Source organism: Streptomyces rimosus (genome assembly GCF_008704655.1).
In the GTDB taxonomy this organism is placed as follows: Bacteria; Actinomycetota; Actinomycetes; order Streptomycetales; family Streptomycetaceae; genus Streptomyces; species Streptomyces rimosus.
In genome coordinates, this window is the sequence record NZ_CP023688.1 from 683,449 (window position 1) to 704,114 (window position 20,666).

18 protein-coding genes and 2 pseudogenes are annotated in these 20,666 nt (G+C 70.2%); 6 read left to right on the top strand and 14 right to left on the bottom strand.

What is annotated here, in order from left to right:
• Positions 1 to 47: 47 nt before the first annotated feature.
• The 4 genes from CP984_RS02575 to CP984_RS02590 all read right to left on the bottom strand — a co-directional run bounded on the left by CP984_RS02575 (position 48) and on the right by CP984_RS02590 (position 4,411).
• Positions 48 to 887: a hypothetical protein gene (locus CP984_RS02575; RefSeq protein WP_003986937.1), complete on the bottom strand. Its 840-nt coding sequence runs from the start codon at positions 885 to 887 to the stop codon at positions 48 to 50.
• On the bottom strand, positions 887 to 2,035 hold the full coding sequence (locus tag CP984_RS02580; RefSeq protein WP_030181438.1) for a hypothetical protein: 1,149 nt from the start codon (positions 2,033 to 2,035) through the stop codon (positions 887 to 889). Before CP984_RS02580 ends, CP984_RS02575 begins: the two co-directional genes overlap by 1 nt.
• A 121-nt stretch (positions 2,036 to 2,156) precedes the next feature.
• The gene (locus CP984_RS02585; RefSeq protein ID WP_050498872.1) at positions 2,157 to 3,584 is read right to left on the bottom strand and encodes a hypothetical protein; all 1,428 of its coding nucleotides are present in this window, start codon (positions 3,582 to 3,584) and stop codon (positions 2,157 to 2,159) included.
• 53 nt (positions 3,585 to 3,637) lie between these two features.
• Positions 3,638 to 4,411 carry a Crp/Fnr family transcriptional regulator gene (locus CP984_RS02590; protein ID WP_003986939.1) on the bottom strand — a complete coding sequence of 258 codons (774 nt, stop codon included), beginning with the start codon at positions 4,409 to 4,411 and terminating at the stop codon, positions 3,638 to 3,640.
• 858 nt (positions 4,412 to 5,269) lie between these two features.
• On the opposite strand from CP984_RS02590, the gene CP984_RS02595 reads away from it, so the two are divergent.
• Positions 5,270 to 5,794, top strand: a complete 525-nt coding sequence (locus tag CP984_RS02595) for a site-specific integrase (RefSeq protein WP_129820859.1) — start codon at positions 5,270 to 5,272, stop codon at positions 5,792 to 5,794.
• A 51-nt stretch (positions 5,795 to 5,845) separates the two neighbouring features.
• Positions 5,846 to 6,043: a site-specific integrase gene (locus CP984_RS42910; protein WP_003986941.1), complete on the top strand. Its 198-nt coding sequence runs from the start codon at positions 5,846 to 5,848 to the stop codon at positions 6,041 to 6,043.
• 585 nt (positions 6,044 to 6,628) lie between these two features.
• On the opposite strand, the gene CP984_RS02605 is transcribed toward CP984_RS42910, so the two are convergent.
• The 3 genes and pseudogenes from CP984_RS02605 to CP984_RS41820 all read right to left on the bottom strand — a co-directional run.
• The gene (locus CP984_RS02605) at positions 6,629 to 7,507 is read right to left on the bottom strand and encodes a methyltransferase domain-containing protein (protein WP_030312370.1); all 879 of its coding nucleotides are present in this window, start codon (positions 7,505 to 7,507) and stop codon (positions 6,629 to 6,631) included.
• Positions 7,504 to 7,638, bottom strand: coding sequence for a hypothetical protein (locus CP984_RS42555; protein WP_255304205.1), 135 nt, complete (start codon positions 7,636 to 7,638; stop codon positions 7,504 to 7,506). The genes CP984_RS02605 and CP984_RS42555 overlap by 4 nt, the downstream gene beginning before the upstream one ends.
• Positions 7,639 to 8,315: 677 nt before the next feature.
• Positions 8,316 to 8,432: pseudogene (locus CP984_RS41820) on the bottom strand (mini-circle protein); the annotation flags it as partial.
• A 177-nt stretch (positions 8,433 to 8,609) separates the two neighbouring features.
• Here CP984_RS41820 and CP984_RS02615 point away from each other — a divergent pair.
• The gene (locus CP984_RS02615; protein WP_165417064.1) at positions 8,610 to 10,772 is read left to right on the top strand and encodes a hypothetical protein; all 2,163 of its coding nucleotides are present in this window, start codon (positions 8,610 to 8,612) and stop codon (positions 10,770 to 10,772) included.
• 200 nt (positions 10,773 to 10,972) lie between these two features.
• On the opposite strand, the gene CP984_RS41825 is transcribed toward CP984_RS02615, so the two are convergent.
• Positions 10,973 to 11,314: a hypothetical protein gene (locus CP984_RS41825; protein ID WP_226048594.1), complete on the bottom strand. Its 342-nt coding sequence runs from the start codon at positions 11,312 to 11,314 to the stop codon at positions 10,973 to 10,975.
• Between CP984_RS41825 and CP984_RS41830 the strand changes: the two genes are divergently transcribed.
• Positions 11,301 to 11,624, top strand: coding sequence for a hypothetical protein (locus CP984_RS41830; protein WP_003979327.1), 324 nt, complete (start codon positions 11,301 to 11,303; stop codon positions 11,622 to 11,624). The two genes, CP984_RS41825 and CP984_RS41830, sit on opposite strands and share 14 nt — an antisense overlap.
• 552 nt (positions 11,625 to 12,176) lie before the next feature.
• Here CP984_RS41830 and CP984_RS02625 read toward each other — a convergent pair.
• The 3 genes from CP984_RS02625 to CP984_RS02635 all read right to left on the bottom strand — a co-directional run bounded on the left by CP984_RS02625 (position 12,177) and on the right by CP984_RS02635 (position 14,752).
• Positions 12,177 to 12,878 carry a GAF and ANTAR domain-containing protein gene (locus CP984_RS02625; protein ID WP_003979328.1) on the bottom strand — a complete coding sequence of 234 codons (702 nt, stop codon included), beginning with the start codon at positions 12,876 to 12,878 and terminating at the stop codon, positions 12,177 to 12,179.
• 692 nt (positions 12,879 to 13,570) lie between these two features.
• A complete protein-coding gene (locus tag CP984_RS02630) occupies positions 13,571 to 14,038 on the bottom strand; it encodes an ATP-binding protein (protein ID WP_003979329.1) in 468 nt (155 codons plus the stop codon).
• A 231-nt stretch (positions 14,039 to 14,269) separates the two neighbouring features.
• Complete coding sequence (locus CP984_RS02635; protein WP_050506198.1) at positions 14,270 to 14,752, bottom strand: STAS domain-containing protein; 483 nt, start codon at positions 14,750 to 14,752, stop codon at positions 14,270 to 14,272.
• A 523-nt stretch (positions 14,753 to 15,275) separates the two neighbouring features.
• On the opposite strand from CP984_RS02635, the gene CP984_RS02640 reads away from it, so the two are divergent.
• The gene (locus CP984_RS02640; protein ID WP_078586938.1) at positions 15,276 to 15,683 is read left to right on the top strand and encodes an STAS domain-containing protein; all 408 of its coding nucleotides are present in this window, start codon (positions 15,276 to 15,278) and stop codon (positions 15,681 to 15,683) included.
• A 15-nt stretch (positions 15,684 to 15,698) separates the two neighbouring features.
• Here CP984_RS02640 and CP984_RS02645 read toward each other — a convergent pair whose 3' ends face one another.
• On the bottom strand, positions 15,699 to 16,376 hold the full coding sequence (locus CP984_RS02645) for a chaplin (protein WP_167748709.1): 678 nt from the start codon (positions 16,374 to 16,376) through the stop codon (positions 15,699 to 15,701).
• Positions 16,377 to 17,396: 1,020 nt separating this feature from the next.
• Between CP984_RS02645 and CP984_RS02655 the strand changes: the two are divergent.
• A pseudogene (locus CP984_RS02655) lies at positions 17,397 to 17,561 on the top strand (ISAzo13 family transposase); the annotation flags it as partial.
• Between the two features lie 1,469 nt (positions 17,562 to 19,030).
• Here CP984_RS02655 and CP984_RS02660 read toward each other — a convergent pair.
• On the bottom strand, positions 19,031 to 19,813 hold the full coding sequence (locus CP984_RS02660) for a GAF and ANTAR domain-containing protein (RefSeq protein ID WP_030181424.1): 783 nt from the start codon (positions 19,811 to 19,813) through the stop codon (positions 19,031 to 19,033).
• Between the two features lie 528 nt (positions 19,814 to 20,341).
• Positions 20,342 to 20,539 (bottom strand): hypothetical protein, encoded by a 198-nt coding sequence (locus CP984_RS02665; protein WP_030658501.1) that lies wholly within the window; start codon positions 20,537 to 20,539, stop codon positions 20,342 to 20,344.
• Positions 20,540 to 20,666: the final 127 nt, after the last annotated feature.

A 20,666-nucleotide genomic window follows, 5' to 3' on the forward strand; every position in this document is an offset into this window, starting at 1 on the left:
GGGGCCAGTGCGCCCCTTGGTGACGCGTACGCATCAGCCGCAGCCGCTCATGTACACGGGGCGCCGAAGTGCCCGGCGCGGTACCTGAGAAGCAGCACGATCAGCGCACAGACCGATGCGGCGGCGAGCACGCAGGCCCCGACGACGACCGGCCGTTCACGGATGACGCGAGCCGGGCCGCCAACGCGTCGGCGGAGTCGAGCGCCTGCTCCCCGGCCGCGATCAGTGCCGGCCCCAGCAGCCGCAACACCCGTACGGCCGTCACCCGGCCGGCGCGCCGCAACCCGTTCTCCCGCAGTGCCGACGCGTACGCCGTCGCGTCCGACATGCCACGAGGTGGCGGGCGGATGGCGGCGGCCCTGAAGGGCCGCCTGCACATTCCTCTCCGAGCGGTAGGCGGGCTCCTCCTCGACACGCAACGGCGAACCGTCGTCGAGCACCGCCTCGACCGGCTCACTGGGGTGCACGGGGTACGTTCCGGAGTCCGAGGTGAAGAAGAGCCGCAGCGGTTCGGCGCAGTTCCGCCGGACCGTCTCGAAGAGTTCACCGGTGGCGCCGGACGGGCGGTCCCTGCACACCACGCCCTCGACGAGCGGAGTCCGCCGGGAACCGTGCAGGGCGAATTCACCGTCCTGGCCGACGTCCGCGCCCAGCAGATACACGACGCGGTAGAGCAGCCAGAGAGACTGCGTTCCGTGGTCCCGGTATTCCCGCAGATAGACGTGCTCGTCCGACACATCGCCGCCCGCCACGTCCGCGAGCAGGTGGTGCTGGTCGTACGGGACGAGGAATCCCGGCGCGACGACGATACGGAAACCGGTGTTGACCGAGCGCGTGATCGCGAACGGCCAGACCTCCTGCGAACGGGGTGTTCCGCCACCGGTCATCACGAGGCCCCTTCCAGGACGTGCGATCCCGGGTGGGCCGCGTCGAATTCCGCCAGCGTCGTTTCGAACATATCGACCATCTTGATCATCGCTTCCCGTTCCGAACGCGCCCGCAGCACCCGGCCGCGCGCCTCGGCCACGTCGTTCTCGACCTGCTGCCCGTATGCCGAGAGCCGTTCGTCCACATAGGCCACCACGGTGTCCCCCAGGTATTCCTGGACCGCGGCCATGACCGGCGACTCGGCGGCGCGGGCGGCCAGCAACGCGCGCACCATGGGGATTTTGCGCTGCACCGCCTGGAGCCACCGCAGCCTCCGGGACCTGAACCGCAGCGTCTCGTCGTCCGACGCCAGCTGCGTGGCCACCGACCGCACCGCACGGTTGAACAGGTCCACCAGCACGGCCATCAACGGCACTTCCACGTTCAGCGGCTGCGGCGAGGTGCCCTGCTTGACCATCGTGCGGCCGTCGGCGGCCGGCACGGCGAACCCCCTGCCCAGCGAACTGACCGGGATGAACCGCAGTGCCCCGGCCTCCTGCTGCCGCAGCCGGTTCAGATAGAAATCGCTGAAGTCGCGGTCCTTCAGCAGGCAGTCGAGCACGCTGCGGACCGAATGCCCGGCCGCCTCCAGCAGATCCCACTTGGTGACCACGAAGTGCACCACGTTGTTGCCCGACTCGATCGCGTTGAACACCGAGATGAGTTCATGGACCAGGAGGAAATCGCCCTCGAAGCAGCGCAGTACCTTTACGCCGTCCAGCAGCACCAGGAGGAATTCCGACTCCTGCACCCGCTGCCAGAACGAGGCTCCGTGCTCGGTCTCGGCGGCCGTCGCACGGGTCAGGTGCTCACCCGCGTAGTCCAGGTAACTGATGGTGAACGGACTGAACACCCGCCCGTCCTCGGTCCGTACGGAACAGGTGAACCGCCATTCCGAGGTGTGTGCGAGGAGATTGGGGTTCGGCCAGCCGTCCGGGCTGATGATCTGGCCGAAGATCTGATTCAGTTTGGTGGCTTCCTCGGACGGCAGTCTGACGAAGAAACCCACGTCGTCCCGCTGGATCGACAGCCGCCGGAAGAGGCTGGCGAGATACACGGTCTTTCCGGACTCCTGCGGCCCGAGAACCGTGACGGGAATGGCCGGCATGCAGTGCCCCCGCTCTGTGAGATTCGGTGCGTCGGGGGCCCCGGGGCGGCCCGCCGGCCGGCGGGCGGCCCCGCCCCCGATGGGCACCAGTACAGCGCTCCGGGAGGTGGCGTATCCCGTCTCAGTGCGGGTTCGGGGCACCGTTTCCGGCATCGGGGGCCTCCGTCCCGGCGGGGGCGGGGCGTTCGCCGCCCAGCGGGCGGGCCCGCAGTTCGATCCACGCGCCGGCCGTGAAGCCCTTCTCGGGCAGATCGACCTGGACCTGGCGGAAGGCGCGCTCGTCCAGTCCGGGGTAGGCGTGCGGCACCAGGTCGCGGTACAGGCTGTCGGACCAGGCCACCGCCAGGTCGGCGTGCGCGCTCTCGCGCAGCGCCGCGCGCAGCGGCCCCGCGTCCAGGACGCGGAACAGCTCCACGACCGCCGTTCCGAGGAAACCGCTCGCCCCCTCGCACGTCAGCCCCTGGTGCAGACTGGCGCGCATCCGGGTCGGGCCGATGCCCGCCGGGCGCTCCGGATCGGTGTTGACGGCGTGCACCGCCAGTGTGACGCCCTGGAGCAGCCCCGCGACGGCCGCCGGCTCGCTGATGCCGGTGGGCAGGACGAGCAGGTACCCGTCGCCGCTGACCTGGCGCCCGCACGCGTGCCAGTCGACCGAGGCGTGGGCGCAGGCGGCCCGCGCGGTACGCCACAGGTCGCGCTGGACCCGCGCCATGTGGGTGTTGTGCCGGCGGCTGTACCGCTCCACGTCCAGGGCGAAGAAGAGGCGCCGCAGCCACGGAGCGTCCCCGGCGGCGCCCTCCTCGTGGCCGCCTTCCGGGCCCCGGACGCGCGGCGCCGGGCCGTCGGGGGCCGCCATCGGGTACGGGAGTCCGGGCAGCGGCAGTCGGGCCGCCCAGGCGTCCTCGACGTTCACACGGAGTCCGAAGTTCCCTCGCGTACCGGCCTTGCTGCCCACGACCCGGCCCAGGAGCGTACGCCGTACGACGACGTGACAGCTGAGGTGGCAGTACACGCCGGAGCGGCCGGGCGGCAGCCGCAGCAGCACCTGGCACCAGTGGCCGTCCGGCCGCAGCCCCGCCGACGGCGGGCGGAACTCCCAGCGCAGCCGGTGATGGCCGCGCCCGAAGACCGCCACGCGGGTGCCGTCGGGCTGCACACTGCCGGGCGCGGGCTGCACCGCCAGCGCCTGCGCCCCGCTGTCCCCGAAGTCGATGCCCACCCGCGCGTCGCCGTAGGCGCGGCCGCCGGTGAGCGGTGCCAGGTCGTACGGGAAGCAGAGCAGCAGGTCCACGGCCCCGGTGGGGCCGGGCTCGCCGGGCAGGCGGTAGACGAGCGGGCGGTAGAACCTGACGGAGCTTTCGGGGCCTTCGTCCTCGGGCGACTTGGTGCCCGGGTCCGACGGCTCGGCGTACAGGCCCGCTGCCGCGGCCACGTCGTCGGGCAGGACGAAGCCGGTGGCAGCGGGACCGGGCCGCCGGGCGCCGGGCCCCGCGCCGGAAGCCTGCCGGGCTCCCGGACGCGAGGCGTCCGGGCGGGTGTCGGGGGCCATGGCCCTCTCCTCTCCTTCACCGCGGTCCGGTCGCGCGGCGCGGCCCGGCCCGCTCACGGTGTGTCCCGGCCGATCGCGGCGATCTCGCGCAGCGCGGGAAGGGACCGCACGACGATCCGCCGCCGTCCGAACGTCAGGACGCCGAGGCGGGCGAGCTCGTGCAGCATGTGGTGGACCCGCCGTTCCTGGGCGCCGATCAGCTCGCCCCACTCCGCCTGGGTGAGCCCCGGCCGGACCAGCAGCCCGTCCGGTACGGCGGTTCCGTACTGCTCCGCCAGGTCCAGGACGGCGCTGGCCAGGCGGGCGATGACCGGGCCGTGCGCGAACCGGGTGTGCCGGCGCACCGCGGTACGGCTGCGGTGGGCCAGGCTGCGGCTGACCGCCAGCCCCGCCACCGGGCTGTGGCCGACCCACCGCAGCCACTCGTCCTGCGCGATCCGCCGGACCAGCATCTGCTGGGCGGCGGTGACGGTCGCCGACCGGGGCCGGCCGTCGAACGCGGCGGACTCGCCGACCACGTCTCCGGCGGCTCTGATGTCCATCAGCGCGGTCACGCCGGAGCGTTCGGTCGTGGCGACCTTGGCGAAGCCGTCGAGCAGCAGCAGGACGAAGGTGTCCGCGCCACCGGTCATGATCATGATTTCGCCGCGGGCGTGCATCCGGGCGGTTCCGGCCCGCATCAGGGCCAGTTGTACGGGGCCGGGCGCGCCGGGTTCGAGCTTGCGCAGTTCGGCCAGCAGGGTGCCGTCGGCCCAGCCGTCCGCCGGCACGGTGCGCGCCCGCCGTGCGCGGTGTCCCGCGTGTACCGCCACCTCGTGATCCAGCATCCATCCCCCCGCGGCGCCCCGAAGGCGCCCGCCGCACCTGTGCTGCCCACAGCATGTGCCTGTCCGCGGGGCGGGCGACAGGTATCCCGGGACGGTGCCCGCTATTGGCCTCGATTGGAGTGCCGGGCGCTCGTATCACCGTCGTACGGGCGTCGAACGGCACCGGTTTCCGACGGCGGCTCCGCCGGACCCCGGCTGCCGCCGGACGGCCGCCGCAGAACGGCGCTCGGCCCGCAGCTGCCGCTCAGCTCGTCAGCGTCGAGTCGGCATCAGCACGACCGGAAACGGTCAGATCTGACGGAACCCGCACACCCGCCTCGGCTCACCCCACCCCCTGTGACCCACAAAGATGCAGGTCACAAGGGCGCTATCGACATCACGTCCGCCCGGGTCGGACGATCCCCCGCATTGCCCGTTACAGTGGCAAAGCAGCAGGTCAGAGAACAGTTTCTGGTCAGCAGGCCAGCAAAATGCCAGCATCGGTCCGGAGGTAGTCAGCATTGCCAGCAAGAAGCTCGCCCGCGGCATGGGCACGTTCCGTAAGAACTGCCACTGCTCAGCCCCCACCCGGTGCCCCCACTCGTACGTGATCAGGTATCGGGACGCATCCGGGAAGCAGCGCGAAGAGGGCGGGTACAGCACCCAAGACGAGGCAATTGCGCGACTCAATGCCTATACGCGGAGAAGCGCAGCACGCCTGCGGATGTCGTCGAGCAGCGACGGGAACTCGGCGAGATGCGGTTCGCCGCATTCGCCACAGAATGGTGGGAACGGCAGCGCCACCTCTCGGAGGGCTCGCACCGAGTCGTCAAACCGTCTCTTCACAACTGGCTGATTCCCCGACTGGGGAGCCGACGCATGAACACGTTTACGCCTCGCGTCGCAGAATCGTTCCTTCTCGGGCTCGAACGAGAACGGGCCAGCGCCAGCGTGCAGTCGCGGTCCTTCCAGACACTCAGAGCCGTACTCAGGGCGGCCGAACAGCAAGGAGCCACGGCTCCGGGCGTGATGAAGGGAGTCACGCCTCCCAGGTACACCCCCGACAGGGTGACCATCCCCTCTTTCGAGGAGCTGTCCCGGGTGCGTGAGCACGGCGACGCAGAGGTCAAGCTCCTCGTAGACATCATGTCCGGTTGCGGCCTCAGGACCGCGGAAGCATGTGCGGTGAACATCAACAACATCGTGGCTGATGACGTGTATCGCGTGACCGAGCAGATCAGCTGCAAGTCTGGGGTACGAGCACCGTTGAAGCACCGCAGCAAAGGCGATTTTCGCGAAGTGCCACTGCCGGACAAAACACGGCAGTCCATACTTCGCTATGCTGAAGATTTCGGGATCGACGAAGACGGCTTCCTCCTACGCACAACACGCGACAACTATTGAACCAATAGCATCACAAGCCTCCGGTGGAGGAAGGCGAGGAAATCCGCAAGGTTGCCCGACGACCTACGCCTGTATTCAATGCGCCACTACTTCACTTCGAATTGCCTTTCGAATAACATACCCATCACAGACGTGGCGGAATGGATGGGGCACAGCTCCATCGAAGTGACCTTCAAGACTTATAGATTCTTGATGCCGGGGTCGATCGGCAGAGCGGCGAAGATCCTCAACGTCGGGTTGGCGGCTTGAGCAGGTCCACACCTGCACGACGCACAGGGCGCTCCACGGCCCGCACGATCCCTACATAGCAGCAGATCGCCGGTTAGCCAAACCGGCGTTCCCTCCCGCACTGGTTACTTGCCGCGGCTCGCCCGCCTGACCAGTGAGCACGGCACCGAAGGGAGGACAAATGACGCACTTCATGGACGCGAAACAGACCGTCGAATACTTGAACATGTCGATAACCTGGCTGTACCGAGATGCCGCACGCTCAGGTTTGGTTCCATACAAGTTCGGACGCGGACGGAACGCAAATATTCAGTTCAAAGTGACTGATGTTCAGGCATGGGTGCAACAGCAAAAAATGGAGTAGTCAGAGCTGATCTCTTTGATGAGCGTCCACCACGGTGGTACGAGGTCCGGGTGATCGCGGCCGGAAGCGGACTGGAGCAGTTCGGCGGTCTCAATCAGTTGGGCAGCTTGGCCTTGCGAGGGGGTAAAAACGTCAGCGAACTCGTGCTTCACGCGCGCGGCGCGGTGGAGGCAGCAGGGGGCTCGGTTTCATGCCGCTGATTGCGAATGCCCTCTGACAACGCCGGTCAGGCCCGAGCGCGGTCACCTGTCCCGGGTGTGCAGGCGTTGGCTGCCCTCGGGTGTGACGGTCAGCGACCAGTCCGGCCAGCGCGGCCAGCCCAGCTCCCGCCACGGTCTCCTCGCGCGCTGCGAATGCGTCTTCATGAAGTGCACCGTGTCGATCAGTCCGCCTTCGCCGCCGCCCTGGCCGTCGGGGCGCAGCCACGCAAGAACGTCACAGCGCATCGGGGTGGCCAGCGGCGTGATGATCAGCCCGCCGGGCCTGACCTGTCGCAGCCACGCCGGCGGGACCTGCCGTACGCCTGCGGTGGACAGGAGTCGGTCGTATGGGGCGCCCGGCTCCCAGCCCTGCTCGCCGTCAGCGCACACGACCTGCGGCCGGTACCCGAGCGCACCGAGCCGTTCCTCGGCGCGCTTCGCCAGCGCCTCCTGGATCTCGACGGTGACGACGTGTTCCGCCCCGACGCGTTCGCACAGCAGGGCGGTGCTGTAGCCGGTGCCGGTGCCGATCTCCAGGATGCGGTCACCAGCCTGGGGGGCGAGGTGGCGCAGCATGTTGACGACGACGGCCGGGCACGAGATGGAGGACGTGAAGTCGGAGCTGGCGGTCGGGCCGTCCTCGATGCGGACCGCGCCGTCGGCGACCTGAGTGATCAGAGCCGTCAGCGGGCGGTATACCGCTTTCAGCCATCGCTCCGGTTGCTCGTCCCGGTCCAGGACGGGGTATCGGCCGTCGTCGTCCGCCTTGGGCCACCACACGCGTCGGGGAACGAAGTGCTCGCGCGGCACCGCCAGGAAGGCGTCCCGCAGCCACTCCTGTTCGTCGAAGTACCCGTACGCCGCAATGCCGGTGGCGCACTCCTCGCGCAGCTCCGCGGGGCCCGGGACGCTGGCGGTCATTCGTCGGGCACCCCCGGGTCTTCGTCTTCGTCCTCGTGCCCGTTCTCGTCGCCGGTCTGGTCGTCAGTCTCCGGGATGTCTCCCTCTTCCCGCTGCGGCGGGTCAGGCTCCGCACCGTTCGTGCTGCCCATCAGTCCTCCCCTGGGGCTTCAGTGCCACTGCTGACGGTAGCGAAGCCGCGCCGGACCGCATAGGTGCACGGTGCCTCACCGCGGTGGCGCCAAGGGGGCGGCGCCCATGGCCGGGGCCGCCTCCTTGCCCGGTTCACCGCATGGTGGTGACCGCGTCTTCCAGGCGCTCGCGTAGGACGCTGATGTCGTTGCTGCTCGCGTAGGTCTCGGTTTTTCGTCGTGGAGTTCGCTGAGCCGGTCTGCGATGCGGGTGCTGTGCAATCCCTCGGCGATGGTGAGGGCGGTGGTCGCCTCCTGGCAGGCCCCGGCCAGTTCACCGACGGCCAGGTGGGTGCGGGCGAGGCCGATGTGGTCGAACGCGCGGGAGCGTACGCGGGCCGCGGGCCGCAGCCGCAGGGCCAGGTGTCGGCGCGGTCAGCGGCCTCGGACATGCTCATGGTCGTACTCCTTGCACAGCGGCCGGCAGCTCGGGGCCAAAGGCGGCTACCGGCTGCCACCCTTCCTGCGAGCCGTCCGATCAGCGACCCGAAGCCGACCGTAGACCCCATCGAGGACAGTTACTGTCCTCGATCCCTGTCTAGGGACTGGTCGGCGGGTCATGTGACACCCATCTCGCGGTCGGGGTTTACCCGTCATGGTGCCCGGTCTTCCTCCCCGAGGAAGACCGCCTGGAATCAGTAGCACTCAACCCAACGGAGGCGGTTGATCACTCCGCTCATGGTCATCAGCGGAGAGCCCGGCACGAGCGTCTTGCGGGCGTTCTCCGCCGAGACGCCGTCGCAGCCCGTGCGGCTGGCATGGGCCAATCTCTGAAGGGACACCCGCAGGCAAAGGTGTCCCAGAGGTGTCCCGATTCTGGCAGAAAAGGTGGCCGACAAGTCATACTTGCCCAAGACGTGGCATAGCGTCGAGTCGGACCGCGGGTTGTTGTATTGCTGTCCCAGTGGCCGGCACGGGGGACGGAGCGGCAGTTGGGTACGAGCGTCCAAGTACAGAACGTGCACGGGCAGTTGGTCGTCGGCGATCACAACGACGTCAACGTTGTGAACCACATCGTCGTGCTGGACCACGGATCGTCCGTGGCGCCGAGCGCTGGGGGACCACCGCAGGTCCGACGCCGCCCCCGGCCGGCGGAGTGGGTCCGGCCCCCACGAGCGCCTGTGCTGCTCGGGCGCGACGGGGAACGCGCCCGCATCGACACCCGGCTCGCCGAGGGTTATGCCGTCCGGGTGCACGGCCCGCCAGGCAGCGGCAGGACGGCCCTGCTGAGCCGCGTCGCCGCGGACCGCGGACCGGACGCCCCGGTGGTCTTCGTTCAAGCGGCCGGCCTAGGCGTCGAAGATGTACTCCAGCAAATTTTCCAATCCTGTTACGACACCGAGGACTACAAGCCCGGCACGGCGCGCCTGAAGCGGCTCATGGCGCCGGTGGAAGCCCTGGTCGTCGTCGACGACTTCGAGGATCCCGATCCCGGCGGGCTTGCCGCGCTGCGGGACGCGCTACCCGGCTGTGACGTGCTGGCCTCCTCGACCGAGCACGGTTCGGCGGAATCGGGGGCCGGTATCCGAGCCTGCCGGATCGGCGGTCTGCCGGTGAGCGCTTCGCTCGCCCTGCTCGAACAGGAACTCCAGCGGCCGCTCAGCGACGCCGAGGCCCGGGACGCCGCCCGGTTCGCCGCCGAGGTGCACGGGCATCCGCGCGCCCTGGTCGCCTCGGCGGCCCTGTTGGAGGCGGGAGGCAGCGCCGCCGCCACGGCCTTCACCGCAGACGAGGCCGCGGTGGCCTCCGGGCTCGCCGGACGGCTCGGGCAGGAGGCCGCCCGGCTGCTCGGTGCCCTGTGTGCCTTCCATCCGCTTCCCGTGCCCACGGCCCTTCTCGGGGCGGTCGGTGCCGGCACACCCGCGCCGGGGGCCCTGGCGGAGCTACAGCAGTTGCGCCTGGTCACCCGGGAAAGTGGTGGCTACCGCGCCGGTGGTCAGCTCGCCGTCCTGACCGCCCAACGGTCCGGCGCCCTGCGGACCGCGTCCGGCGCCGCCCCCGCACTCGCCGACTGGATCAGCCAGCGTCCCGGCCGACGTGAGGTCGCCGCCGGGACAGGGCTGGTGCGGCGCGCGCTCGCGTCGGCGGCACAACAGGGCCACGACACGGCCGTACGGGATTTGGCGCGGGCCGCCGCACCTGTACTGGCCCGCAGCCTGTGCTGGGGTGCCTGGAAGGAGGCGTTGACGCTCGGCGGCGCGGCCGCCACCAGGCTCGGTGCCACCAAGGACATGAGGTACTTCGCACAGGAGGAGGACGTACGGCGCAAGGCTCTGGGCCTGGCGAGTGCGACCGCGGCGCTGGCTTCCGCGGCAGGCGGCATCACCGCCGGTCAGGCCATTGGCGGTACGGGCCCGACGACGGCAGATAGCCCGCAGGAAGGCGGGGCCGAACCGCCGGATGGCTCAGGATCAGCAGCGAGCACTCCACTGGCGGCCGGGATCGGGGTGATGGTGCTGGGGGTGGGGGGCCTGCTGGCAGGACTGCTCACCGCGGGTGGCGACAGCCCGCCTGCCGCCCGCTCCGGGCCCACCTCCCATTCCGCTCCCGGCTTCACCACCGCTCCCGGCCACCACGGCACACACGCCCCCTCGCGCCCGGGAGCGGGCGGGTCCTCCGAGAAGCCTGCGGAGCGGGGCACCAGCCAGGGCGGCAGATCCCGGCTGCCTGCCTCCGGCCCACCGGACATGCCGTCCTATCCCGACACCCCGCCGTCCTCCAGCCGCCGGCCTTCCGACTGTCAACTGGAGGGTGAGAGCTCGTCGCAATTCCCTACCGTGCGCGTGGGGAGCGAAAGCAGCCGCACCCTCACCTACACCGGCTACAACTGTGATACCAAAGAACACGTCACCTTCTCCATCATCCCGCAGACCCAGCCGCCATCCTTGACCGTGCAGCACCAAGGGTGCTCGACCACTGGTGACCGGCAGATCGTCTGCACTCTGGTCGTCACCTTCCGCCCCCAAGCCCCCGGCTCCTATACGGCACGGCTGGAGGTGGCCCACGACAACGACAGGATCGGCATGACCATCCCCGCTGAGGCTTCCGCCACCATGGAGTCGCCGTCGGAGGCAACCGCGAGCCCCGGCATCTGAACAGCCGTGCACCCGACACCATGCGGTCGCTTCCTGGAGCCGAAGTGACATGTGTGGTCACAGGAATGGCAAGAGCGGGCAAGGGAAGTGCAGTCCGAGCGGAGATGGTGCAGTGTGCGCATCCTGACGGGCATCGGGCCACAGGAGGTAGGTTCGACCATGCCCGAGAACCAGATAACTCCGTCCGTCACCGTGACACTTCAGGCCGGACCCACTGGCGCCGGAGCACCGACGACTTCGAGCTGTTCTACGCCCGCCGCGCAGTGGACCGCTTCCGGACGCTGCTCGGCCGCCAGGGACTCCTCGACCTCTTGGCCGCCGAGATCGGGGAGGGCAACGCCTTCCTGCGCGAAAGCGCCCGCACCTCCGACGGCACCTTCAAGAGGGGCACCACCGTGCTCGCGACGAAGGGCCTGACCTCGGGTGAGTGCCCGGCCTGGATGGACAAAGCCTTCGCCGCCGACGAGAAGCCGCTTCTCACGGCGCACCCCGAGCACTACGTGATGGGCACCGATGAGATCGGTGCGCGTGGTGGAGACCATCGGCCCCCACGTCGCCTCCCTCTACATGGACGGCTGGGGCACCGACGCGCTGGACTGGGCCAAGGACGCGGCCGAACTCCTCCCAGAGTCGGGGTTCCGGCGAAAGATGTCCTCCAATCTCTTCCTGGCCGACGGCACCGTCGTCCGGCGAGCGCTGATCCAGTTCGGCGACACCGCCGACGGCTTCACCGCGAACCTGACGGTCCACTTCCCCGTCTCCTGCCCGGACGAGGTCCTGGACCACCACCTGCGGCACTACGCCGTCGAGTTCAGGCACTGGATCGCCGCCGTCGCGGCCGCCCGCGCCTGAAGCTATGGACACCAATACCGCTGCCGGAACGATCCCTCGCGGAACCCTCGCCGTTGGGCCAGGGTGGCAGACACCTCGTCGAACCGGGCCGCGTACTCCTCCATCGGTCCCGGCGCGGGCGGACAGGGACGTCGGGAGGTCATCGTCAGCCTCCGGCACGGCAGTCGAGCTCCTACCACCTGCCTACGGCGAACCCGTCGTGCCGTCAACCCGCGCTACGCCGGGTTTAACGAACTACCGGTAAACACCCGCTCTGTCTCTCCACGGCCCCGCCCGGTCGGCGCGAGCCATCCGGGGCGCCACCGTTCGCCTGACGTTCCGCCAGTGCCGGGTTGCTGTCGTGCTGCCGCGGCAGGGCAGCGAAGTGTTCTGCTGCGGGCAGGGAGACATCTACACCGACGCAAGGTTCACAACGACGCAGCTTGTGCAACGGAACAACGCGCTGGGGCGGGGAGCCGGGATCGAAAGCAGGCACTCGCCCGGACGGACGGAAGCCCAGCACGCTGTCGTCAGCCAGGATGCCGCGAGACCACCGGATGCCTGTCAGCCGGGTCAGTCGTCACCGCCGGCCGTCGGCCGCCGGTTGTGGAGGATGTCGTGGGCCAGGGCGGGCAGCGGACGGCCGGTGGCGAAGGCCAAGGCGCGCAGGCGCGCGAGGGCGTCGGCGACGGAAGTATCCAGGATGCCGGCCAACACTCCGGTGGCCCGGTAGGTGGTGCCCCAGTGCGCGTCGATGGTCTCTGCGGGCTCCCAGGGCAGCGTGTCGTCGGCGGCGAAGTGGGGCAGGCAGAAGTCGGCGACCAGTCCCGCGGCCGCGTCCATGGCCGCGGCCGCCTGAGCCAGCGCCAGAGCATTCAGGCACAGCGGGTCGAAGCGCACGCATTGCGCGGTGCCGAAGGTGTGCGTGCCCAGGCTGAGAGGGAAGGCGTAGACGGCTGCCACGTGCGCTGCCTCCTCCTGCAGGCGCGGGGCGAAGAAGGGGTAGGGCATCGGCTGGGTGCGCAGGTCGGGGTAGAGCACGGGGCGGCCGGTGGTGGCGGCGTCGGTGCCGGGGCCTTCGCCGGTTTCGAACTGCACCTCTTCCAGGCACAGTGCCGCCGCTCCGCAGGTGCCCAGTACCTGCTGGGAGGTTGGGCTGGTGGACAGGCACAAGGACACCTCCTCCACCGGCAGGCCCCGGCACAGGGCCGCGCACAACCGCTGGGGAAGGCGGGCCCGGTCGCGCTTGCGGGCGGCCGCGTGCACCAGGCGCACGCCGTCGAACCCGGGCGCCGTGCGCCCCTTGTTCTTCCCACTTCGTTGACACACCGGTGCCGAGTCCCCGTTCCTGTCGTTTGCCAACGTGTCCTTTCGGCCGAACCGGAACGCGACCGTCAGCCCCGGCCGGCCCGGCGCGGTCCTGCGGGGCAGCACCCGGCCCTCCGCAGAAACATGCGCAAGGGCATGGAGACCGAGCTGGCCTTCGGTCACGGTCGGCAAACGCTGCCTCGTCGGCATCATGAAGCTCCTGCATCGCGCCCCGGCATCGCCGTCCAGATTCTCGCCAACGCCTTGTCCGCAAGACGCTTGGGGTCTGCCGTGCAGGCGGCCCGCCTCGTGCTCGCATCTCGTCGAGGCGGGCCCGCCTGTACGGTACGTCAGCCGGCCCGGGCCCGGAGGCGGAATCGGCAAGGCCCGCCCGAAGACCGCACGAACCACGGGCGGCGACAACAGGAGGCGCATGGGACATGAGGTCTGCCATGGCCAGGGGGCGCGGCGAGACCCGACCGGGCCCTGGGTTGCAGCACCCGGCTGTGCGGCGCTCCGCGCCGCTCAGCAGCCTGACGCGGATGGCCGCCGTTCGTCACCCGGGCGTGGCAGGCTGCTGACCGTCCTGCTCCCCTGGACCGCGGGTCGCCGCCAACAGACGGGTCACCCGGGCGTGAGGGCGGCTCCCCCGGACGTCCTCACGCCCGCCTTCGGGTGCTGCCGTCAGCCGCAGCGAAGCCGCCGGTCACCTCGGCCGGCTTTCGATCGGTGCCCAGCGTCGCCCGCACGGTCTTGCCGCCGCCCGGATCGCAGCGGACATCCAGCGTCTGGGCTAAGGCGCCAACCAAAGCCAGGCCACGGCCGTCTTCCGCTTCCCCTCCGACTGGCCGGGGCCGGAGCCGGGCCGGGCTGTCATCGTGCACTTCGACGCTCAGGTGCCCGCTGTAAAGGCATAAGCGCAGGCGGCAGGCGCCGTGCGTATGGCGGACGGCGTTGGTGACCAGTTCGGAGACCACCACCGCCGCGTCGCAGGTGTCGACGGGGTGCCGCCCGGTGTCTTCTCGGCCGAGGTACACGCCGGTCAGGCGCCGGGCCCACAAGGCCGCGCGCTCGGTGTGGGGCAGGAGGTATTCGACTCGCAGGGTGCGGGCGTGCGGCTGGGGCATGGGGCTCGCTTTCCGGGTACGCAGGCGGGACGGCGGGTGAGTGCCGGGTGCCCTCAAAGCCCCTGGACAACCGGCCTGCCCGGCAGTTCCGGCGGCGCCCGGCACACCGGGCGGGCGTACGCCGGGCGCACGCCCGCCGGGAGACCAGCGCCAGCACCGGGCCTGTACTGCAAATGATGTCGCAGGCCGCCAAGAAGCTCGGCCTCTTCTGCAGGGTCACGCGGGTTTCGGCTACGACCCCTGCCGGCCTCCTGCCAGGCGTCCGGCAGGCTCATGGCGCCATGCCGGGGCGTGGGGCCAGGCACAGTGCAGGGGGCCAACCCCGTGTACGGCCGCTCCTGCGGGTGCGGCAGCAGAGCGGGCGGCTATGGCCTGGGCCGGACGGCCTGTACAGGCGTCCTGGACGGTGGCGTAGCGGGGAAAGCGCCGGGTCAGTCCGGTCAGCCGGAGCAGCCGGCCGATGGCGGGCTGGTGGTAGACCAGGCGCAGCCAGCCGCCGACGGCCTCGCTGCGGGCCAGGGCGGTTTCGAGTTCGGTGAGGGCGCTGGTGTCCATGAAGGTCACGGCCGTGAGGTCGGCGATGAGGCGGGCCGCGGGTGCTGCATCGTTTCCGCGAAGGAGGTCGCGCAGCGCCGGGGCCGTCGACAGGTCGAGTTCGCCGGTGGGCCGCACCGTGCGGACGTTCCCCTGCGGTGCGGGATAGCGAATGCTCAAGTGGGCCAGCTCCTTGCCGGAAGAGGGCACCTGCGACAGGTGTCCTGCCGACGGTGGGACGCCACCTTACGGACTGCACGGCAACCGTCGGAGCAAACGGTTTCCCTATCAAAGGAATGCGCTCTTCCGCCTCCTTGCGCCCGCGTGCGGCCGTGAACTGACCACATCTGACCGGCCGATGCGGCTTTGAGTCCACCCCCTTCGAACAAGGGACGGGGAGGGGAGCAAGGCTTCGTCCCTCGGTCTTCGGCTGCCGCCCGGTGCCGTGGTCCTCGGCGCGCCGTGCTCCTGCGTGCGCCCCCTCTGCCGGTTGCCCCGTGCAGGTGCCCTGCGGTCAGGGACTGGTGAGTGTTCTGCGAAGAACAGCTACCCGTAGCAGGAGAGAGGCGTAGAGAACTTCGTGCCGGCGGGACGGAGTGGCGCTCGGGCGGCCGGGTATGTCAGTGGCACGGTCCTCGCGTTGCGCCATGCGGGCTGCGCACTCTTGGGCCTGGGCGACCAACTCTGCGACTGTGGGGCTTTGATGACGGCGGCACGGCCTGCTCAGTACCATCTGCTGGCCCTTCCTGACGGGTCGTGCGAGACAGTCAGCTGTCTGGCCTCCGTCATCCGGTGCGGCGCGACAGCACCCACGGTAATTCTTGATGTGTCGGCGGTGGAGCGGCTGAGTATCGATGCCCTGGCCGTTTTGGTCCGCAAGGCCATGCGCCTGCACTCGGTCGGCGGTGAACTGCTGCTGGCCGGGCCCTGCCCCGCCGTACGCAAGGTCATCGAACGGACGGGGACCGGTCCGCTGCTGCCCGTTTTCGCCGACACCACTGCCGCGGTCCGCGCGCTGGCCGAAGACAGCCGCGCCTGGCAGCGGATGGACCTGACCCCCGGACGCAGTGCGCTCTTCGCCGAGCCATTGTCACCGCCACCATCACTGTGACACCACTGACCGAGATCACCGGGTGAAGAACCGCAACGGTACATGACCGGCCGCGGTGGCGCTTCGTTGCTCCCTCCACAAGACCGCTCGGGCACCGTGAAGGGAAAGCCGGTGATCATGGCGCACCGTGGAGCGCGTTCGGGCCTGGCACCCAACCCCGCCGTGCGCCGGTCCGGTGTGCCGACTGGGCACGGCGCCAGGCCGGAGTCCTCGGGACTGGCGGCTCCCGCTCCAAAAGCTTCCAGGTGCGGCTGGTCGTAGTGCCGGAGGGACGGGGCCAGGCGCGCGAGCTCCGGCTGCGGCGCACGAATGCCACGCGCCGAGCAGCAGCGCGCCGCTCGCGGCCACCGAGGCACCAAGACCGTCGCTGCCGGTGCTGGCCAGCACCGGAACTGGGACGGCCTGCCCGCCCACCCGGCCCTTGCCGCCGGGCCGGAGACACGGCCGCTGGGACACGTGAGCGGGAGGCTGGTGATTCCCTGACGGCTGGTGGCCAGGCGGGTGGTGGCGACCGCCGGTGTTGGCGCAGTGGTTGCCGAGGGCGAGGTTGAACAGGCTGATGGCGGTGACGGTGTTGTCGCACAGGTTCATCGGCAGGTGGACCGGGGCCTGGAGCAGATTGCCCGCGAGGACGCCGGGGGCGGCCGCGGCGCCGGAGCCGGCGTGCGCGCCTGCCGCCGCGCCGGTCAGCATCCCGGTCGCCGACTCGGCGACCAGCACGCTGTTTTGCACCAGATGTTGCACGGGTGGTCCATCATCTTGTCGAAGGTGACGGACCGGGCACCTGGTGCTGGCCAGGTGCCCGCATCCGAAACGATGACGCCCGGCCGGCCCCCTGCGCCGAGGTACGCCGCCCAGACGACGGACATCCGGCTCACCGGGCCTTATTGGTCAGCCTTGACAGGACCGAGCAGGAATGTTCAGCGCGTCGCATCGGATCAAACGACCGGTGCGCCGGAAGGCAGCGCAGAGTTCTGCGCGCGCCCCCGCCTGAACGGTTCTCCTCTCGCCCGCACCGCCTTCGCGAACACTCTTCGGCATGAACACGCGTTCCCTGCAACCGCCTCCGTACGGGCACGCCCGTACGGAGGCCCCCGCAGGCCACAGACCCAGCAAAGAGCCAGGGCAAGGACCTGTGCGGTGCGGAGTGCCGGGGGCGCGTGACCGACGTGCGGGCGCGGTGGTGTGCACTGCGGACACAGAGAGGCTGTACAAATGTCCGCGTTCTGTTATGGGCCGTCACATCTTCAACCACGCTCTGACCGGCGGACGTGCAGCGGGGGCGCCCGGCAGCCGTCCGGGCATCTCATCCTACCGGCCCCGCCCCCGGGCGGGGCCGTCCGCAGGAGGTTGGTCATGTCCCGTTCCGCCCGTCTCATGGCAGTCGCCCTCAGCTCGGCCACGGTGGTCACCGCCTCCGCCCTGCCCGCCACCGCCGTCAGCGGCGCCCACACCCTGCCCCCACCGCTCCCCCGTCGTCATCGGCACGGTCCAGGCCGACTCCCCCGGCTGCGACGACGGCTCCAACCGCTCCTTGAACGCCAAATGGGTCACCGTCAAGAACACCGGCCACCAGGAAGCACGCGTACACACTGGCAACGGACACAACACCTGGCACGACGTCGACCAGGAACGCCACGACTACGTCCAGGACAACCGGCGCGACACCACCACCCTGCGCAACAACCACTACCGCATCATCAACGCCAAGCGCAGGTCGTGCTTGAGACGATCACCGCAACGTCCACCGCGGCCGAGCTGGACACCGGCGACTACCCCCTCGGCACCACCGCCGCGCCCGCCGAATTTCACTCCCTGCCGATCACACCCAACGCCTTTCACGGCGACTGGAACAACGCACTGGCGCCGGCCCCTCCCTCGTGACGGCCTCGGAACCGTACTGGGATGCCCTGGCCGAGGCAGCTTTCCGGCGTCGTGTGCGCGAAGAAGGGGTGGGGCGTCGGCCGGGCATGCGGTCCGAATGGAGCACCGGTTGGCCAGGGGCTGCCGCGTCGAGGGCCGGGCCTTCGCCGGCCGCGAGCTGTACCTCTTTCGGCCTGCGGAATCGGCGAGGCGGGAGGCCCCCGTGTGCCGGGGCGCATACCCCGGAGTCCATCCCCAGGTTCCGGTCGCCCGGAGCCACCCCGGCGCGTGTCCCCCGGGGTGGGGGCCGTCTGCGCCCTCACTGGTGCGAGGCCGTCGCACATTGAGTGCCGGCCACGCCATGTGTCACAGAGACCCGATGCCTTCCTGCTGGACGGATCTTTCATGCCGAAGCGCGTCCCGTCTGGCCTGTCGGCCTCTCGAAGCAACGAGATGGGTTGGGCGCGAGGACAGGCCCGGCGGAGACCGTCCTCGCGCCCTGGCAGCCGCCACCTGACGGCAGCAAGTTCTGCTCGCAGGAGCAGGTGCATCTCAGCCTGCCACGAGCCACAGTCGCCGACCGTGGAGACGGGTGCGCGGCAGGCGCCGGACCGTACGCCCCGCATAGGCGCCCAGCCACCGAACGTCAGCCGAGCTGTCACGTGCGCCGTCGGCCAGGGCACGCGGGCGCATACCGGCCAGGGGCAGGGGCAGAGGCTGCTCGCCTGTTCCAGGGGAAGGCGATCGGGGCCAGACGGATCGGGCCGGAGGCGGCCAGACGCCGGTGACGACCCGGCTCGGCCCGCCCCCACCTCAAGGCCGCTGACACCCACGCCGCCGCCCCGTACGTGTTCGCGCGATCGGCTGGCCCGAGGGACCTGTGGATACGAAGCTGGTCAGGCAAATCCTCATGCGGCGCAGAGCCGAGCGGGTGTGCCGGGCCGCCCGGGAAGCCGGCATCCGGACTTCGGCGATGAGTGCCGCTGCGGCAGCCTCCCGCCTGGACGGGCGGCGCATGAGCAGCAACAACAGGCGCATCCTCGCGGCTGCCCGGGTCAGCCTACGGCGGCTCAACAACACTTCTTCCTGAAGGGTCCGTCCCGTTCCAAATAGCCACCGGCGCCGGCCCTTCCTCCTGCCCGAGCGGGCACGGGCCCAGCAGTTGCGGGCGCCGACGAACCATGTACTCAGATGCGCACCGCGGGAGAGCGGCCTATGACGCCCGGTCCGGGGCTGTCTGCTTGCTCCCGGTATTGCGGACGCCCGTCCGGAGTCGGGAGCTGGGATACCGGGCAGCCTGACCGCCTGCGGGGGGTCGGCAGCCGACTGTCACCGACGCTACGCGTCTTCCGGTCCGTCGGCTCTGTGCTGTTGCCCGGTACGCACATCCGTCTGGTATCTGCCTCGGTACCGGCGCTTCGTCGCAGGATCCGCCGGGGGCGGGCCCCTGCTGGGCCGGCGTCGGCGTCGCGGCAAGTACGCCTTCACGCGGTCGCCATGTCGTCGGGTGGGGGGGGAAGGGTGACGGTGCCGTTGACGATGTCGCGGGAGAGGTCGGTCAGGCGCAGATGGTGGTGGCGGGCGTGAGTGCGTATCCGGTGGAAGGCGGTGTCGGGGTCGGTGGGGTGGCGGGCGGTGAGGAATCCTTTGGCCTGCTCGATGATGTTGCGGTTGTTCAGGGCGTGCTGGAGCTGGTCCTGCACGGTGCGGTGCTCTTCGAGGGTGCTCTGCAGCAGCAGGGAGATGGCGGTGATGTCGGCCAAGGCCCGGGCGGTGTCCCGGTCTTCTATCGGCAGTCGGCCGGGGGCGCGGCGAAAGAGGTTGAGCACGCCGAGGGTGTTGCTGCGCCGCAGGACGGGGGTGGCGTGGATGGAGGTGTAGCCGGCACGGTGGGCGTGGGTGCTGAAGCGGGGCCAGCGCGGGGTCGCGGTGGCGGAGAAGGTGTGCTCTACGGTGGTGGAGGTGTGGAAGGCGGTATGGCAGGGGCCTTCGCTGGCGTCGAGTTCGAAGAGTTCGACGGTGCGGGCGGCTTCGGAGGTGGCGGCGATCAGGCGCAGGGACCCGGGTGCGGCCGCGAGCATCAGGCCGGCGTCGTCGATGTCGAGGAGGGCGGTGCAGTGTTCGGTGACGCGGTAGAGGAAGGCGGCCGCATCGAAGTCGGCGACGAGGGTGTCGGCGAGGTCGATCAGCGCGGCGGAAACCCGTGCCTCTCGTGACGAGCCGTTCGGGCCGTCGCGGCCAGCTGACGTTAAGGGCGGTACGGGCATGGCAGCCTCCGGTCGCAAGGGGGACGCCGGGGCGGAACCGGAAGCTCGCTGCGGGACTGGGTGGGACACCACCCGGATACGGCCCGGCCTGCCCTCACCGTACTCCCACGCTGTGAGAAAGCGCAGAGCGGAACCTTCGCCCACACCGGCATGGTATCTGCCCAGGAGTTCGACTCGCGGCGGACTCGGTATGCACGATCCAACAGGGCAGATCCGGGCGGCGCGTTACCCCACCTCCCTGCTTGAGCAGACTCGCGAGTGCAGCGATCGGCGGGGACCCCTCGGCCAGAGACCGGGCTAAAGGCCAAGCCCGGGGATCGGCGGGGGTGAGCAGCGAGCAGGCAGCAGCCGGACGCTCAGCGGCGAAGCCTGCCCGGACGCCCCGGCCTCCACCGGTTGTCAGTTCGCACCGACACCCGAGCCCCGGGATCGCTGAGCGTTGCCCAAGACCAACGAGAAACGTGCACCCTCCCACGTACAAAACCAGGCAAGCAGGCCCTTGTGCCGTGGGGACCGCCCAGACGCGTCTCAGGTGGCCGCGGTCGCCTTCGGGCCTCGGGCCGGCAGACGTCCGTACGCGAGGCTCATGGACTGCGGCACCACGCGGTCGGCCGCGCGCTGGACGCGGTGGAAGTAGAGCAGCAGCCGTGTGAAGGCGGGGCGTCCGGCCCAGAAGGCGGCCGTGTCAGGGGCGTGCTCGGCGAGGTCGACGGCGTGCTCGAACACCACGATATTGTCGGCAACAGCGGCCGCCGTCAGCCGCAGCGATGACGTGGACGTGTGCGTCCGGGCAGTGGGCTGCGAGGGTGCGGATGACTTTCCGGGCGTGTGCGATGGCGGGCGCGCCGTCGAT

Coding starts and splice junctions, on each gene's coding strand:
- CP984_RS02595 (WP_129820859.1), top strand. CDS start 5,270: ATGAACACGTTTACGCCTCGCGTCGCAGAATCGTTCCTTCTCGGGCTC.
- CP984_RS02575 (WP_003986937.1), bottom strand. CDS start 887: ATGACCGGTGGCGGAACACCCCGTTCGCAGGAGGTCTGGCCGTTCGCG.
- CP984_RS41825 (WP_226048594.1), bottom strand. CDS start 11,314: ATGGTCTCCACCACGCGCACCGATCTCATCGGTGCCCATCACGTAGTG.
- CP984_RS02640 (WP_078586938.1), top strand. CDS start 15,276: ATGACGGCGGCACGGCCTGCTCAGTACCATCTGCTGGCCCTTCCTGAC.
- CP984_RS02630 (WP_003979329.1), bottom strand. CDS start 14,038: ATGCCCCAGCCGCACGCCCGCACCCTGCGAGTCGAATACCTCCTGCCC.
- CP984_RS02605 (WP_030312370.1), bottom strand. CDS start 7,507: ATGACCGCCAGCGTCCCGGGCCCCGCGGAGCTGCGCGAGGAGTGCGCC.
- CP984_RS42555 (WP_255304205.1), bottom strand. CDS start 7,638: ATGGGCAGCACGAACGGTGCGGAGCCTGACCCGCCGCAGCGGGAAGAG.
- CP984_RS02585 (WP_050498872.1), bottom strand. CDS start 3,584: ATGGCCCCCGACACCCGCCCGGACGCCTCGCGTCCGGGAGCCCGGCAG.
- CP984_RS02660 (WP_030181424.1), bottom strand. CDS start 19,813: ATGCCCGTACCGCCCTTAACGTCAGCTGGCCGCGACGGCCCGAACGGC.
- CP984_RS02590 (WP_003986939.1), bottom strand. CDS start 4,411: ATGCTGGATCACGAGGTGGCGGTACACGCGGGACACCGCGCACGGCGG.
- CP984_RS02580 (WP_030181438.1), bottom strand. CDS start 2,035: ATGCCGGCCATTCCCGTCACGGTTCTCGGGCCGCAGGAGTCCGGAAAG.
- CP984_RS02645 (WP_167748709.1), bottom strand. CDS start 16,376: ATGCTGACCGGCGCGGCGGCAGGCGCGCACGCCGGCTCCGGCGCCGCG.